This is a genomic window from Nonomuraea typhae (assembly GCF_009760925.1).
GTDB lineage: Bacteria > Actinomycetota > Actinomycetes > Streptosporangiales > Streptosporangiaceae > Nonomuraea > Nonomuraea typhae.
In genome coordinates this window covers 203,376-217,914 of sequence record NZ_VRLV01000007.1, presented here as the reverse complement: position 1 = coordinate 217,914, position 14,539 = coordinate 203,376, and the positions used below count along the sequence as shown (strand labels likewise).

The 14,539-nt window shown below is 68.3% G+C and carries 9 protein-coding genes; all 9 read right to left on the bottom strand.

Annotation, left to right across the window (positions count from 1 at the left end; translation table 11 throughout):
* Positions 1-2 precede the first annotated feature (2 nt).
* The 9 genes from FVE25_RS26950 to glgX all read right to left on the bottom strand — a co-directional run bounded on the left by FVE25_RS26950 (position 3) and on the right by glgX (position 14,449).
* Positions 3-776 carry an SAM-dependent methyltransferase gene (locus tag FVE25_RS26950; protein ID WP_157249860.1) on the bottom strand — a complete coding sequence of 258 codons (774 nt, stop codon included), beginning with the start codon at positions 774-776 and terminating at the stop codon, positions 3-5.
* Between the two features lie 913 nt (positions 777-1,689).
* Positions 1,690-2,610: a hypothetical protein gene (locus FVE25_RS26945; protein ID WP_157249859.1), complete on the bottom strand. Its 921-nt coding sequence runs from the start codon at positions 2,608-2,610 to the stop codon at positions 1,690-1,692.
* A 179-nt stretch (positions 2,611-2,789) separates the two neighbouring features.
* Entirely contained in the window at positions 2,790-4,502 is a 1,713-nt protein-coding gene (locus FVE25_RS26940) for an ABC transporter family substrate-binding protein (protein ID WP_157249858.1), read from the bottom strand.
* Positions 4,499-6,568 carry an ABC transporter ATP-binding protein gene (locus FVE25_RS26935; protein ID WP_157249857.1) on the bottom strand — a complete coding sequence of 690 codons (2,070 nt, stop codon included), beginning with the start codon at positions 6,566-6,568 and terminating at the stop codon, positions 4,499-4,501. Before FVE25_RS26935 ends, FVE25_RS26940 begins: the two co-directional genes overlap by 4 nt.
* Positions 6,565-7,404 carry an ABC transporter permease gene (locus FVE25_RS26930; RefSeq protein WP_157249856.1) on the bottom strand — a complete coding sequence of 280 codons (840 nt, stop codon included), beginning with the start codon at positions 7,402-7,404 and terminating at the stop codon, positions 6,565-6,567. Before FVE25_RS26930 ends, FVE25_RS26935 begins: the two co-directional genes overlap by 4 nt.
* Entirely contained in the window at positions 7,405-8,382 is a 978-nt protein-coding gene (locus tag FVE25_RS26925) for an ABC transporter permease (RefSeq protein WP_157249855.1), read from the bottom strand.
* Between the two features lie 165 nt (positions 8,383-8,547).
* Complete coding sequence (treZ, locus tag FVE25_RS26920; protein WP_157249854.1) at positions 8,548-10,260, bottom strand: malto-oligosyltrehalose trehalohydrolase; 1,713 nt, start codon at positions 10,258-10,260, stop codon at positions 8,548-8,550.
* A complete protein-coding gene (gene treY, locus FVE25_RS26915; protein ID WP_157249853.1) occupies positions 10,261-12,363 on the bottom strand; it encodes a malto-oligosyltrehalose synthase in 2,103 nt (700 codons plus the stop codon).
* Positions 12,356-14,449, bottom strand: coding sequence for a glycogen debranching protein GlgX (glgX, locus tag FVE25_RS26910; protein ID WP_181019726.1), 2,094 nt, complete (start codon positions 14,447-14,449; stop codon positions 12,356-12,358). The genes treY and glgX overlap by 8 nt, the downstream gene beginning before the upstream one ends.
* Positions 14,450-14,539 lie beyond the last annotated feature (90 nt).

Genomic DNA, 14,539 nt, shown 5'->3' with positions numbered 1-14,539 from the left:
TATCAGCCGGGATGCTTGGCCACCGCTGCCCAGCCAAGGGGGGCGAAGCGGGCGAGAAGGGCCGGGGAGATGAACTGTTCGGAACCGAGGATGATGAAGTCGCCGAAGAAGCGCCGAATGTCGTCCAGAGTGCGAGGGTAGACACCTGAGCTGGCCCGCGTATACACCTGCCGGACGGACTCCGTGTCGCAGCTGCGTCGTTCCTGCATGGTCATGTGGGTGATGATCAGATGGCTGCCCGGTGGCAGCATGTCAAGCAGCTTGGCCACGTCGTCGTAAGGATCCTCCAGAAAGTGGAGAACGGCGACCATCAGCAGGGCGACCGGCTCGTCGAAGTTGACCAACCGGGTCGCGGCCACCCGGGCACGGAGGGCGTCGGGGTCACGGAGATCAGCCTCCACCATGGCCACGGTCGGAGTGTTGGCCAGCAGGGCACGCCCGTGAACACAGACGATGGGGTCGTTGTCCACATAGACCGTGCGAGCGCAGTCGTCGACTTCGTGCGCCACCTCATGGACGTTCTTCTGTGTGGGAAGACCAGCGCCGATGTCGACAAACTGCCGGATACCCGCCTCGGCAGCCAGATACCTGACCGCGTTGCCCAGGAACTCACGGTTCGCCTCGACACCGTCACGGGACTCGGGGAACGCCTTGAGGATCTGCTCCGCCGCTTCTCGGTCGGCGGCGAAATTGTCCTTCCCGCCGAGCATGTAGTCATAGATCCGGGCGACATTTGGCGTGTGGACGTTGATGCCCGCGGGAGCCCGCTCGCTCATCGTTCTCCTCCCGTGCCGGGCCAGCCCGTCCCCTCCCGGGTGGCGGTGACCGCATTGGCGCCGAGAATATCGCACACGTCACGATTACCAAGGTCCTCTCCCACCCCTGCCCCACCAAGCCCACAACCCACCACAGCCCACCAACCCACCACACCCAAACCCACCAACCCACCACACCCCAACCCACCGACCCACCGACCCACCACACCCCAACCCGCCAACCACTGGCCCCGCCATCCCGTCCCGTCCAGCCCCACCCCACAGCTCGTCACCCCACAGCTCCGTCCCACCGCTGCTCCGCCCACGGTGCCGTCCACCTCACGACTTGGGAGCGCCAGATCAGGAAGGCAGATCCGGCGGAGTGGACAAGGGTGAGGACGTGAGGCTTCGGACGTGGAGGCGCGAACAGGAGGGCTATGGACGCCAGGCACATGGACGCAGCACACGGACGCGGGCACACGGAGCCGAGCACACGGAGCCGAGCACACGGAGGCCAGCACGCGAAGCCGAGCACACGGAGGCCAGCACGCGAAGGCCAGCACGCGACGCGGGGCTGAGAGCACGAACACGGCGAGCGCGAGGCCGAAGGCCACCAACACCCGCACACCATGCCGAAGGCCACCTACACAAGGCCACCTACACCTGCATGCCAGGGAGCAGGCGCGGAGGTACGGACGCGGAGGTGACCGGCCAGGTGTTCTGGTGGCGTGGGGCGACTGGCTCAGGGTGGCCTTTGCTGGGACCGGCCGCCTGGGTGGCTTCTCGGGAACCGACCACCCAGACGGCACCTCAAAGACCGACCACCCAGGTGACACCTCAAAGACCGGCCACCCGGATGGCATCTCAGGGACCGGCCGCCCAGGTGGCACCTCGGGGTTGAGGGGGGCTGGTGGGTGTTGTGGCTGGTCATGGGTCAGGCGGCCAGGTGGATGATCGGGGTGGCGCTCTGGGTGGAGCAGAGCCAGTCGTTCAGGGTGCCGGTGAAGTCGGAGGGCGGGCCGACCTTCAGGCAGGTGATCTGGCCGGAGCCCGGCGCCGGGCCGACCTTCAGGCGGCGGACCGATCCGGTCCCGTCGCACGGGGTCAGGCGGACGCCGAAGGACTGCCGATCGGCGAAGAAGGCGTGGTCGGTGATGCGGAGGTGGTCGTCGATGGTGCGTTCTCTGGCGTTGGGGTTGGCCGACAGGAACTGCAGGTGGTCCGTCAGCAGGCGCTGGCCCACCGCGCGGAGGAGGTTGATGGCGCACAGGTTGTGGGCGCAGGCGGCGCCGTCCAGGGTGATTTCCGGGAGGGCGAAGCGGCGCAGGCCCCGGGACATCACGCGCAGGCAGGTGCAGGCTCTGGTGTCGGCGGGGTTCCAGGGCGGGCAGGTGGCGGCGTCGTGGACGTCCACGGACCAGCCCAGCCAGTCGTCGGACAGGCGGAACGTGGCCGGTTCGCCGGCGCAGCGGAGGCAGGCGGCCAGCGTGTGGCCGGCCAGCGGGTCCACGACCAGGCCGGTGCATTCTTCGGCTATCGCCCGGGCGGCGGCTCTGGCCACCTGGAGGCTGGCCGGCAGGGCACGGGGCGGGGCCGTACTGGAGACCAGGACGTGCTGGCGCGTACGGCGGAGCAGCCTCCGGTCGTCGTCGGTCAGGTCGACGCCCACGGCCCGCCATTGGGCGGTGCTGTGGGAGAGCGTCAGCAGCGGGGTGCCCAGGGCGGCCAGGGCGGCTCTTCTGTGGGGTCTGCCGATGCGCCACGGGAGCATGCCCTCGATGTCGAAGCGCAGGTGATCGATCGCCACCACGAACAGGGCTGTCAGGGAGTGGGGCACGGGGAAGGTGATCTGCATGGCCCTCAGGGTGCCCAGCGCCGGCGGTGGTGCGTGGGGGCGAACGGGGTTCTGGGGAAAGAGGCCGGCACGACGGACCGTGGCTGTGGAAAACTCCCGGCCAACCTCCAAGGGCCCGAGAAAGGGCTGAGCCCCGGCAGAACCACGCCCGCCGGGGCTCAGTCGCAAGGAAAGCGGGATCAGCCGGTGAAGCCGATCTCCTCCCACTTGTTGAACCGGTACCCAGGCGCACCGAAGTTCGCCAGGGTCTTCTTGGTCGCCTGGATGTCAGGACGCTGGTACAGCGGAATGGTGTGCACCATGTCCCAGATCATCTTGTCGATCTCGTTGGCCTTCGCGGCCGCCTTGGCGGGGTCCATCTCGCCGGTGACCTCGTCGATCGCGGCGTCGAGCGCCGGGTCGCTGCCCTTCGGGAAGTTGCTCTCGGAGCCCGTCTTGTAGATCTGGGGCAGGGAGCCGAGCGGCAGCGGCGTGCCGATCCAGGAGAACGGCACCAGGTCGAAGTCGCCCTTGATGATGAAGTCGGTGAAGAACTTGTCATCGGGGACCGGGCGGATCGTGAGCTTGATCCCGGCCTCCTTGAGCATGGCCTGGGTCAGTTCGCCCTCGGTCTTGGCATAGGGCACGCCGGCCGGGACGACGAAGCTCAGGGCGAACTCCTTGCCGTCCTTCTTGCGGTACTCGCCTTCCTGCTTCCAGCCGGCGGCGTCGAGGAGCTGCTTGGCCTTCTCCAGGTTGTACTTGCCGAGCTCGCCGGAGTTGTCGGCGTACGACTTGTGGTTGTTCATGAAGACGTGGTTGCCGAGCGTCTGCAGCGGCCAGTCCATGTCCTTGAGGTCGGACTGGGTGATCACGTCACGGTTGATCGCGTAGGCGACGGCCTGGCGGACCGACTTGTCCTTGAGGAACGCGGTCGCGTTGTTGACGGTGATGTGCCGCCAGTTCGGGCTGAGCGCCTTGCGGATGTCGACGTTCGGCACTTCCTTGGCCCGCTTGAGGTCGGCGGGGCTGCCCGGCGGGATCTCGACCGCGTCGAGCTCACCGTTGGCGAAGGCGTTGACCGACGCGGCGGGGGTCTCGATGGTGCGGAAGATGACCTTGTCGAGCTTGGCCTTCTTGCCCCACCACTTGTCGTCGCGGACGACGGTGAGGGTCTTCGTGGCCTCGTCGATCTTCTCGACCTTGAAGGGGCCCGCGGTGACCGGGATCTTCTGCAGGTAGTCCTTCTCGTACGCCTCGGGGGTCGCGGTGGCCGAGGCGGGGATGAGCATGGGCGAGCGGGAGAGCATGCCCTGCCACTCGGGGTAGTTCTTGGAGAAGGTCATGATGGCGACCTTGTCCGAGGCGCCCTTGGTGATGGACTCGACCCGGTCCCAGCCGTCGGTGGAGGCGGGCTTGAACTTCTTGTTCGAGCCGTTGTTGGCCTTCCACATGGACTCGATGTCCTTGTAGGTGATCGGCTCGCCGTTCGACCACGTGGCCTTGTCGTTGATCGTGTAGGTGACGACCTGCTTGCCCGAGGAGGTGTCCAGCTTGACGTCGGTCAGGAAGTCGGGGTTCGGCTTCCATTCGGCCTTTTCGTCGGACAGCATCATGATCGGCAGGACGGTGTCGAGCATGAACGCGGTGTCGCGCTGGTTGCCGTCGACGTGGTTGGGGTTCCACTGGGTGGGCCACTGGCCGACGGCCAGGGTGACGGTGCCGCCGTCCTTGACCTGGTCGTAGCCGACGGGGTTGATGCTGATGGCCGGGGTCTCGGACATCTGCTTCTGGGCCTGCTGCGACTGCTCGGCGTTCGGCTGGCCGCTCTTGGCGCCGCCACCGCCGCCACAGGCCGCGACGGCCATGGCGAGGACCGCGAGTCCCGCCGCTGCCCGGAAACGAACCTTCACTTTTCCTCCTGATCGTTCGAGGCCGTGATGACCTCGATCTCCTCCGCGTAGTGGCAGGCGGCGCCGTGGTCGACGGCATTCGCGAGCCGAGCAACTGGGGGCTCTTCGTTCACACACCGCTGCCGCTCGGCCTCGCCGAGTTGGGCGAACTTGGGGCAGCGGGTGCGGAACCGGCAACCCGATGGCGGGTCGGCCGGGCTGGGCAGGTCGCCTTCGAGCAGGATGCGCTTGCGTGTGCGCTCCATCTCGGGGTCGGGCAGCGGGATCGCTGACAGCAGCGCCTGCGTGTAGGGGTGGGCAGGGTGGTCGTAGACGTTCTCGACGGTGCCGATTTCGGCGATCCGGCCGAGGTACATGACGGCGACGCGGTCGGCGAGGTGCCGGACCACGGCCAGGTCGTGCGCCACGAACAGATACGACAGGCCGAGCGTGTTCTTGAGCTCCTCCAGCAGGTTGATGACACCCGCCTGGATGGAGACGTCGAGCGCGGAGACCGGCTCGTCGAGCACGAGCAGCTTGGGCTCCAGCGCGAGCGCCCTGGCAATGCCGATGCGCTGGCGCTGGCCGCCGGAGAAGTGCTGCGGATAGCGCGTGGCGTAGCTCGGGTCGAGGCCGACGAGGGTGAGCAGTTCGGCCACCCGCTGGTCCACGTTCCGGTGTCCGTGGGCGCGCAGCGGCTCGGCGATGATGTCGCCGACGGGCATGCGCGGGTCGAGCGCGGCCATCGGGTCCTGGAAGACGATCTGCAGGTCCCCGCGCAGCGCCTTGCGGGCGGAGCCGTCCAGCGTGGAGCTGTCCTTGCCGAGCACGACGATGCGTCCGCGCTGCGGCGGCCGCAGCTGCATGATCTGCTGAAGCGTGGTCGTCTTGCCGCAGCCGGATTCGCCGACCAGCGCGAGCGTCTCGCCTTCGGCGATGTCGAAGGTGATGCCGTCCACGGCGTGGACGGTGCCGACCCGGCGCTTGAAGACGGCGCCCTTCATCAGCGGGTAGTGCCGGATGAGGTCGGTCAGCTCCAGCACGGTCGGACGCTGCTCGCGCGGCACCCGCACCACGTCGCTCGGCGGGATCACCGGCACGGGGTAGACGTCGGCGCCGGTCAGCCCCTTGTGCTCGATTTCGCGCGAGCGGATGCAGGCCACGTGCCGGCCGGCGCCGATCCCGGTGAGCGGCGGCTCCTCGTCGTCGCAGGCGTCGATCTTCATCGGGCAGCGCGGCGCGAACGGGCAGCCGGGCGGCAGCGCGGCGGGCGAGGGCGGGTTTCCCTCGATGGGCACCAGCGGCCCCTCCTCGCCGTCGATCCGCGGGATCGAGGCGAGCAGACCCATCGTGTACGGCATGCGCGGCCGGTAGTAGAGCTCGTCCACCGGCCCCAGCTCGACCGGCTTGCCCGCGTACATCACGAGGACGCGGTCGGCCATGCCCGCGATGACGCCCAGGTCATGGGTGATCATCACGATGCCGGCGCCCGTCTCCTGCTGCGCGGTCTTGAGCACCTCCAGGACCTGCGCCTGGATGGTGACGTCCAGGGCGGTGGTGGGCTCGTCGCAGATGAGCAGGTCGGGGTCGTTGGCGATGGCCATGGCGATCATGGCGCGCTGGCGCATGCCGCCGGAGAACTCGTGCGGGAACGACTTGGCGCGCACGCTGGGGTGCGGGATGCCGACCAGGTCGAGCAGTTCGACGGCCCGCTTGGCGGCCTTGTCCTTGCCCATCTTCTGGTGGACGCGGACGGCCTCGGCGATCTGGTCGCCGATGGTGTAGACGGGGGTGAAGGCCGACAGCGGGTCCTGGAAGATCATGCTGATCGTCTTGCCGCGGATGTCGACGAGGTCGTCGGCGTCCACGCCGAGCAGCTCGCGGCCGTGGAGCTTGACCGATCCGCTGGTCACGGCGTTCTTCGGCAGCAGGCCCATGATGGCCAGCGAGGTCACGGACTTGCCGGAGCCGGACTCGCCCACGATGCCGAGGACCTCGCCCCGGGAGACCTCGTAGGACACTCCGCGCACGGCCTGGATGCCGCCGGGGAAGGTGACCGTGAGGTCGTTGACTTCCAGAATGCTCATGAGTTGCTCCCCGGGTCGAGTGCGTCGCGCAGCCCGTCGCCGATCAGGTTGATGCTGAGCACGAGGACGACCAGCAGGCCGGCGGGAAAGGCGAACAACCACGGATATCCGGTGGCGTTGCGCGCGCCCTCGGCGATCAGCGTGCCGAGGGAGACGTCAGGTGGCTGGATGCCGAAGCCGAAGAACGACAGCGCGGCCTCTCCGATCACCGCGCCGCTGACGTTGAGCGTCGCGTCGATGATCAGCAGGGAGGACAGGTTGGGGACGATGTGCCGGAAGATGATCTTCCATTCGGGGATGCCCATGTAGACGGCGGCCTGGACGTACTCCCGCTCGCGCAGCGACAGCGTCATGCTCCTGACCACGCGCGAGGTGATCATCCAGGAGAACGCGGCCAGCAGGGCCACGAACCAGATCCAGGAGGCGCCGCGCAGCCGCGGCGAGATGATCGCGATGATGAGGAAGCTCGGCAGGACCAGGAGCAGGTCCACGCCCCACATCAGCAGCTTGTCGATCCATCCGCCGAAATATCCGGCGAAGGCGCCGACGATCGCGGCCAGGCCCGTGGAGATCAGCGCGACCAGGATGCCGATGATGATCGACTTCTGCATGCCGCGCAGCGTCACGGCGTACATGTCGGCGCCGATGGAGGTGGTCCCCCACCAGTGGTCGGCCGACGGCGGCGACATGAACGCCATGAAGTCCTTGTCGGTCCAGTCGTAGTTGCCGAAGTACGGGCCGACGTAGGCCAGGGCGATCAGCAGCACCAGCGCGATGGAGCCATAGCGGGCCTGCTTGTTGCGCAGCAGCCTGCCGAAAACGACCTTGGAACGCATCTAGCTCACCCGAACTCGAGGGTCGAGGGCCGCCACCAGCAGGTCCGACAGGAACGCTGCCGCCAGCACACAGACGGAGGCGAAGAAGCTCACCGCGGCCACGGAATTGACGTCGTTCTGGTTGATCGAGTCGATCAACCAGGCGCCCATTCCGTGCCAGGCGAAGATCTTCTCGGTGAAGGTGGCGCCGGTGAGCATCGTGCCGAACGCGAAGGCGAAGTAGGTCGCCGCGGGGATGAGCGCGGTGCGCAGCGCGTGCTTGAACAACGCGGTACGGCGGCGCAGTCCCTTGGCCATCGCGGTGCGCACGAAGTCCTGCCCGAGCACGTCGAGCATCATGTTGCGCTGGATGCGGCTGTAGTAGGCGATCGAGCCGAGGCTGAGGGAGATCGTGGGCAGGATCAGGTGGTTGATCCGGTTCAGGAACTGGTCCATGCCGCTCAGCCGGGGGTTGTACTCGCCGGTGTACTCGATCAGCGTGAACCCGAGCCCTCGGTTGAGGCTGTAGGTCGCGATCGCGAGCAGGGTGGCGAGCACGAAGACGGGGATCGCCATCACCACGAACGAGCTCACGCCTATCAACCGGTCGGTGAACTTGTACTGCCTGACCGCCGACAACGCCCCTAGTCCGACGCCTATGACGAAGCCGACGATGGTTCCCAGGAACAGCAACCGGAGGCTGACGAAGATGCGCCGCCCCATCTCGTCGTTGACCGAGCCGCCGTTCCAGGTCTTGCCGAAGTCGCCGGTGACGACGCCGGAGGCCCAGGTGACGTAGCGCTGGAACAGCGGGGTCTTGTCGTTGAGGTTGTAGGCGTCGAGCGTCGCGTCAATGACCTGTTCCGGCACCGGGGGCTGCCGTCCTTGGTAGGCGCCACGGGGGTTCATGGTCGACGCCGCGAGCATGTAGGCGAGGCTGGCCGCGATCGCGACCAGGAGCACGTTGATCGCCAACCTGCGCAGCAGGTACTTGCCCATTACCCTCCGTTCGTGCTGAACGGGGGTCGGAAGGTCCTGGGTGGAGAGTCGCCCCCGCAACAAACGGCCGTTTTACGAAGTGAGAAACCACTTGACGCACCAGTAACGGCCGATGCGCAGAATATCTGGCGAAACGTAACGGTCCGCCACGAAGCGGGGTAACGGTCAGATTACCGGACGGTAGATCACGACCGTCTGTCCGGGAACCAGTAAACCACTCTGACCTGCACGAACACGGTCGTCAGAGGTCAACAACACGGTCCCTGCGGGAATGGACAGTGTCACAGAATCCGGACAAAAATTTACGATTACGCAAAGTGATCCCCGCCACAACACCAGCCAGCGGTCAAGCGGCCCGGTCTCCACGGTAACCCGGTCCAGCCGGGGATCCGACAGCTCGGGAAGCGCTTTCCGCAGGGCGATGAGGTCCCGGTACCACGCCAGCAGCGACCAGTGGTCCTCGTCCTTCAGCTCGTTCCAATCGAGCTTCGAGCGCAGGAACGCCTCCTCCGACGACGGATCCGGCGCGTCCCAGACGTACCCGAACCCCTCGAACTCCCGCGCCCGCCGCGCGCCCTCGCCCTCGCGCAGCGACGGCTCCACGTGATCGGAGAAGAACAGGAACGGCGAGCGCGCCCCCCACTCCTCGCCCATGAACAACATCGGCGTGAACGGCGAGGTCAGCAGCAGTCCGGCGCCCAGCTTGAGCGCGGTCAGGGGCAACCGGTCGCCGCGCGGGCGGTTGCCGATCTGGTCGTGGTTCTGCAGGCAGCAGACGAAGCGGTGGCCGGGCACGCCGCGGGCGGAGCCGCCATGGGAGCGGCCGCGGAAGGCGGAGTAGCCGCCGTCGTGCACGAACGCCGAGGTCAGCGCCTTGGACAGGGCGCTCAGCTTGGCGAAGTCGGCGTAGTAGCCGTGCGACTCGCCGCTGACCGCGTAGTGCAGCGCATGGTGGAGGTCGTCGTTCCACTGCGCCGTCATGCCGAGGCCGCCGGCCTCCAGCGGGGTCACCATGCGCGGGTCGTTCAGGTCGGACTCGGCGATCAGCGACAGCGGGCGGCCCAGCGCGCAGGCCAGCGCGTCCACCTCGGCCGACAGCTCCGCCAGCAGGTGCGTGGCCCGGCGGTCGTGCAACGCGTGCACCGCGTCCAGCCGCAGGCCGTCCACGTGGTAGTCCCGCAGCCACTGCAGCGCGTTCTCGATGAAGTAGCGGCGCACCTCGTCCGACTGCGGCCCGTCCAGGTTGACCGCCTCGCCCCAGAAGCTGCCCTGGGTTCCGGTGAGATAGGGGCCGAACGGGTGCAGGAAGTTCCCCGACGGGCCCAGGTGGTTGTAGACCACGTCCAGGATGACGCCCAGGCCGTTGCCGTGGCAAGCGTCGACGAACGACTTGAACCCGTCCGGCCCGCCGTACGTCTCGTTGACCGCGTAGAGATCCACGCCGTCGTATCCCCAGTTTCGCCCGCCGGGCACCGGCGCGACCGGCATGACCTCGACGAGGTCGATCCCCAGCTCCACCAGGTGATCCAGCCGCTCGATCGCCCCGGCGAAGGTGCCTTCCGGGCTGAAGGTGCCGACGTGCAGCTCGTAGATCACCGACCCGCGCAGGTCGCGGCCGGTCCAGTCGTGGTCGCTCCAGGTGTAGCGGGCGTGGTCGTAGACCATGCTCGGCCCGAAGACCCCCTCGGGCTGCCGGCGCGAGCGCGGATCCGGGTAGGGGCCGTCGCCGTCCAGCACGAAGGAGTACGGCGTGCCGTGGCCGGCCTGTGCCGCGGCCAGCGACCACCAGCCACCCTGCCCGGCGCGCATCGGCCGGCGGCCGTCCGGCAGCTCGATCTCGACGGTCGTGGCCCGGGGTGCCCAGACGTCAAATCGCATTCAGGACCTCTCCAGAAGTGCCACGGGGTTGCGGCCCAGCAGGTGGGCCATGGGGATGCGGCCGGTGAAGCGGCAGCCGGTCATCAGATCGTGCCAGGAGCCGGGCGGCAGCATGAGCGTGGTCCCGGCCCAGCCGCCGCGCCGGGCCAGCCGTACCGGAAGACGGGTGGCCACCGCGACGGCGCCGCGCCCGCGCGCGAAGGCGACCACGTGCCCCGCCGCCTCCCCCGAGGCGAACAACGGCCGGTACGGCGCGGCCGGCTCGATCCGGCGGCGCAGCCGCAGCGCCTGGCTGGTGAGCAGGAGCTTGGCCGCGTCCCACGCGGTGGCCGGGCGGCGGCCGAACGTGACCGGGCGCCGGTTGTCCGGGTCCACCAGGGAGAAGTCGGTCATCTCATTGCCCTGGTAGACGTCCGGCACACCGGGCATCATCAGCTGCACGATCTTGGCGCCGAGCGAGTTGACCATGGCGTAGGGGTCGATCCGGGCCACGAACTCGCCCACCGGCAGCCGGACGGCACGCTCGGCGAAGTCGCGGACGCCCTGCTCGTAGGCGGGGTCGGGGCGGACCCACGAGATGCGCGTCTTGGCCTCGCGGGCGGCCTTCAGCAGGTAGGCGGCCAGGCGCTCGGCGGAGATCGGCCAGGCGCCGACGAGGTTCTGCCAGGCCAGGTAGTCCAGGTGCGGGTCGAAGGCGAGGGCCGCCGACCATTGCGCGACCGCCTCGGCCCACTCCTCGGGGATCTCCGCCAGCACCGCCAGCCTGGCCCGCACGTCCTCCGAGCGCTTGGTGTCGTGCGTGGACAACGTCGTCATCGTGTACGGGGGCAGGCCGGCGCAGAACTCGTGGAACTCCTTGACCTCGATCCCGAAGGCGTCCGGCTCCCCGCCCACCTCGTTGAGCGCGGCCAGCGGGTACCACCGGTAGAGCGCGGTGTCCTCCACGCCCTTGGCCATGACGGGCCCGGTGGTCTGCTGGAACCTGACCACCGCCTCGGCCGGGCCGTACAGGAGCTTGCGGGCCAGCTCAGGCGGCGCGACCTCCTCGAGGATCGCCACGGAGTCCGGCGGCGGGCGCTCCCCCGGCACCACGTAGGCGCGGTAGACCGGCATCGCGGCCAGCACGTCCTTGATCGTCTCCGGGTCTTCTTCCGCCGCCCGCGCCAGCCGGACCACCTCGGCGGTGAAGAACAACTCGAGCACGTCGCGCTTGGACCGGTCGGCCACGGCCCGGTAGTCGGTGCTCTGCCCGGTCTGCCGGGCGAACAGCCGGATGAGCGGATCGGCCCCCTCCGGGTCGACGAACAGGCGGGTGATCCGGTTCAGCGTCTCGTAGCCGGTGGTGCCGTCGCAGGCCCAGTCGGCGGGCAGCCGCTCCTCGCCGATGAGGATCTTCTCCACCACCGTCCAGACGCCGCCCGAGCGCTGCCGCAGCCGCTCCAGATAGCCCCGCGGATCGGCCAGCCCGTCCGGATGATCCACCCGCAGGCCCTCGATCAGCCCCTCGTCGAGCAGCCAGAAGATCACCTCGTGGGTGGCGAAGAACACCGCCGGATCCTCCGCCCGCAGCCCGATCAGCGACGAGACGTCGAAGAACCGCCGGTAGCCCGGCCCCTCGGTGTACGGAACCAGCCGATAGTGCCCCGGATACGGATACTCATGCTCGTAGTACCGCAGCACCTCCCCGTCCACCACGGGCTCGGCGCCGTCCCCCAGCACCGGCAGCGCCACCTTCCCGCCGTCCCAGTCGATGTCGAACCATCCGGCGTACGGCGAAGCCGTCCCGTCCTTCAGCACCGACCAGAAATGGGCGTTCTCGGTGTTCATGTGGTTGGGCACGATGTCGGCGACGATGGCCAGATCGTGCGCGGCCAGGTGCCCGGCCAGCTCACGCAGCCCGCTCGCGCCGCCGAACTCCGCCCGGATGCTGGAGTGGTCCACGACGTCGTAGCCGTGCAAGGAGGCCGGCACCGACTGCAGGATCGGCGACAGGTAGACATGGCTCACGCCCAGTTCGCGAAGGTAGGGGGCGATCTCGGCCACCTGGGCGAAGCCGAAGTCCGGCGTCAGCTGGATGCGGTACGTCGAGGTCGGTCTAGACACGGCGCAGCACCCGCACGCTGCGCCCGGGCACCGCCACGAGCTCACCCGACCGGCACGTGCTCACCCCCACGCTGATCGGCATCGCGGTGTCGAGTTCGGTCTGCCACATGTCTCCGTATTCCTTGGGGACGGTGAATCGGATCGTGTCGTGATGGGCGTTGAACATGAGTAAAAACGATTCATCGCGGATCGCCCTGCCGCGCCGGTCGGGCTCGGTGATGGCCTCGCCGTTGAGGAAGACCGCCAGCGACTTCGCGAACCCGGCCTCCCAGTCGCCGTTGGTCATCTCCTCCCCCGTCGGCGTCAGCCAGGCGATGTCGGCCAGGCCGCGCACGGGGCGGCCGTAGAAGAAGCGGCGCCTGCGGAAGACCGGATGTTGCTTGCGCAGGGCGGCCAGCCGCTGGGTGAACTCCACCATCAGCCAGTTCTCCCGCACGTCCGACCAGTCCACCCAGGTCAGCTCGTTGTCCTGGCAGTAGCCGTTGTTGTTGCCCGCCTGGGTGCGGCCCAGCTCGTCGCCATGGGAGATCATCGGCACGCCCTGCGACAGGAAGAGCGTGGTCAGGAAGTTGCGTTTCTGCTGCTCGCGCAGGGCCTCGACACCCGCTTCCGCCGGGCCCTCCACGCCGCAGTTCCAGGAGCGGTTGTCGTCGGTGCCGTCGTGGTTGCCCTCCTGGTTGGCCTCGTTGTGCTTGTCGTTGTACGAGACCAGGTCCTGCAGTGTGAACCCGTCGTGACAGGTGACGAAGTTGATCGAGGCCGCGGGGCGGCGGCTGTCGTCCTGGTAGAGGTCGCTGGAGCCGGTGAACCGGTAGCCGAACTCGGGCAGCGTCGCCGGCCTGCCCCGCCACAGGTCGCGGATGGTGTCGCGGTAGCGGCCGTTCCACTCGGTCCAGCGGGAGGGGAAGTTGCCCACCTGGTACCCGCCCGGCCCGACGTCCCACGGCTCGGCGATCAGCTTGACCTGCGACAGCACCGGATCCTGCTGGACCAGGTCGAAGAACGAGCTCAGCCGGTCCACCTCGTGCAGCTCCCTGGCCAGCGTCGAGGCCAGGTCGAAGCGGAAGCCGTCCACGTGCATCTCGGTGACCCAGTAGCGCAGCGAGTCCATGATCATCTGGAGCACGTGGGGGCTGCGCATGAGCAGGCTGTTACCGGTGCCCGTGGTGTCGTAGTAGTGCCGCGGGTCGTCCTCGACCAGCCGGTAGTAGCTGGTGTTGTCGATCCCCTTGAACCCGAGCGTCGGCCCCAGATGGTTGCCCTCGGCGGTGTGGTTGTAGACCACGTCCAGGATGACCTCGATGCCCGCCTCGTGCAGCGCCCGCACCATGGCCTTGAACTCCGGCACCTGTCCGCCACGCTGCCCGCGGCTGGAGTACCGGTTGTGCGGGGCGAAGAAGCCGATCGAGTTGTAGCCCCAGTAGTTGGTCAGCCCGCGCCGGCTCAGGAAGTCGTCGGTGACGAACTGGTGCACCGGCATCAGCTCCAGCGCCGTCACCCCGAGCTTGGTCAGATGGTCCAGAATCTCCGGGTGGCCGAGCGCGGCGTACGTGCCCCGGATCTCCTCCGGGATCCTCGGATGCGCGATCGTGAGCCCCCGCACGTGCGCCTCGTAGATCACCGTGTCGTGGTACGGCGTGGCCGGCGGCCTGTCGTGCCCCCAGCCGAAGAACGGATTGATCACCACCGACCTGGGCGTGAACGGCGCCGAATCCGCCTCGTTCCTGCTCTCCGGGCGGCCGAACCGGTAGCCGTAGACCGCCTCGTCCCAGCTCACCTCGCCTTCGATCGCCTTGGCGTAGGGGTCGAGCAGCAGCTTCGCCGGGTTGCAGCGCAGGCCGCGCGCCGGGTCGTGGGGGCCGTGGACGCGGTAGCCGTACCTCTGGCCGGGGCCGATGCCGGGCAGGTAGCCGTGCCAGACGAAGCCGTCGCATTCGCTCAGCCGTACCGGGCGCTCGGTGCCGTCCTCGTCGAACAGGCACAGCTCGACGCGCTCGGCGACCTCGCTGAAGAGCGCGAAGTTCGTCCCCGCGCCGTCGTAGGTAGCCCCCAACGGGTAGGGGTCTCCCGGCCACTGCTCGATCATCGACGGCTCCCTCGCGATCCTTTCCCATGTTCTTTCCCACCGCCACGGGCCACAAGTGCGCTCGCGGGCTGGAGCCCCGGCGACCGGGGC

What these genes read in the sequence shown, in the direction of transcription:
- FVE25_RS26930 (WP_157249856.1), bottom strand. Translation starts at nt 7,404, where the DNA reads ATGCGTTCCAAGGTCGTTTTCGGCAGGCTGCTGCGCAACAAGCAGGCC.
- glgX (WP_181019726.1), bottom strand. Translation starts at nt 14,449, where the DNA reads ATGATCGAGCAGTGGCCGGGAGACCCCTACCCGTTGGGGGCTACCTAC.
- FVE25_RS26950 (WP_157249860.1), bottom strand. Translation starts at nt 776, where the DNA reads ATGAGCGAGCGGGCTCCCGCGGGCATCAACGTCCACACGCCAAATGTC.
- FVE25_RS26925 (WP_157249855.1), bottom strand. Translation starts at nt 8,382, where the DNA reads ATGGGCAAGTACCTGCTGCGCAGGTTGGCGATCAACGTGCTCCTGGTC.
- FVE25_RS26945 (WP_157249859.1), bottom strand. Translation starts at nt 2,610, where the DNA reads ATGCAGATCACCTTCCCCGTGCCCCACTCCCTGACAGCCCTGTTCGTG.
- treZ (WP_157249854.1), bottom strand. Translation starts at nt 10,260, where the DNA reads ATGCGATTTGACGTCTGGGCACCCCGGGCCACGACCGTCGAGATCGAG.
- FVE25_RS26935 (WP_157249857.1), bottom strand. Translation starts at nt 6,568, where the DNA reads ATGAGCATTCTGGAAGTCAACGACCTCACGGTCACCTTCCCCGGCGGC.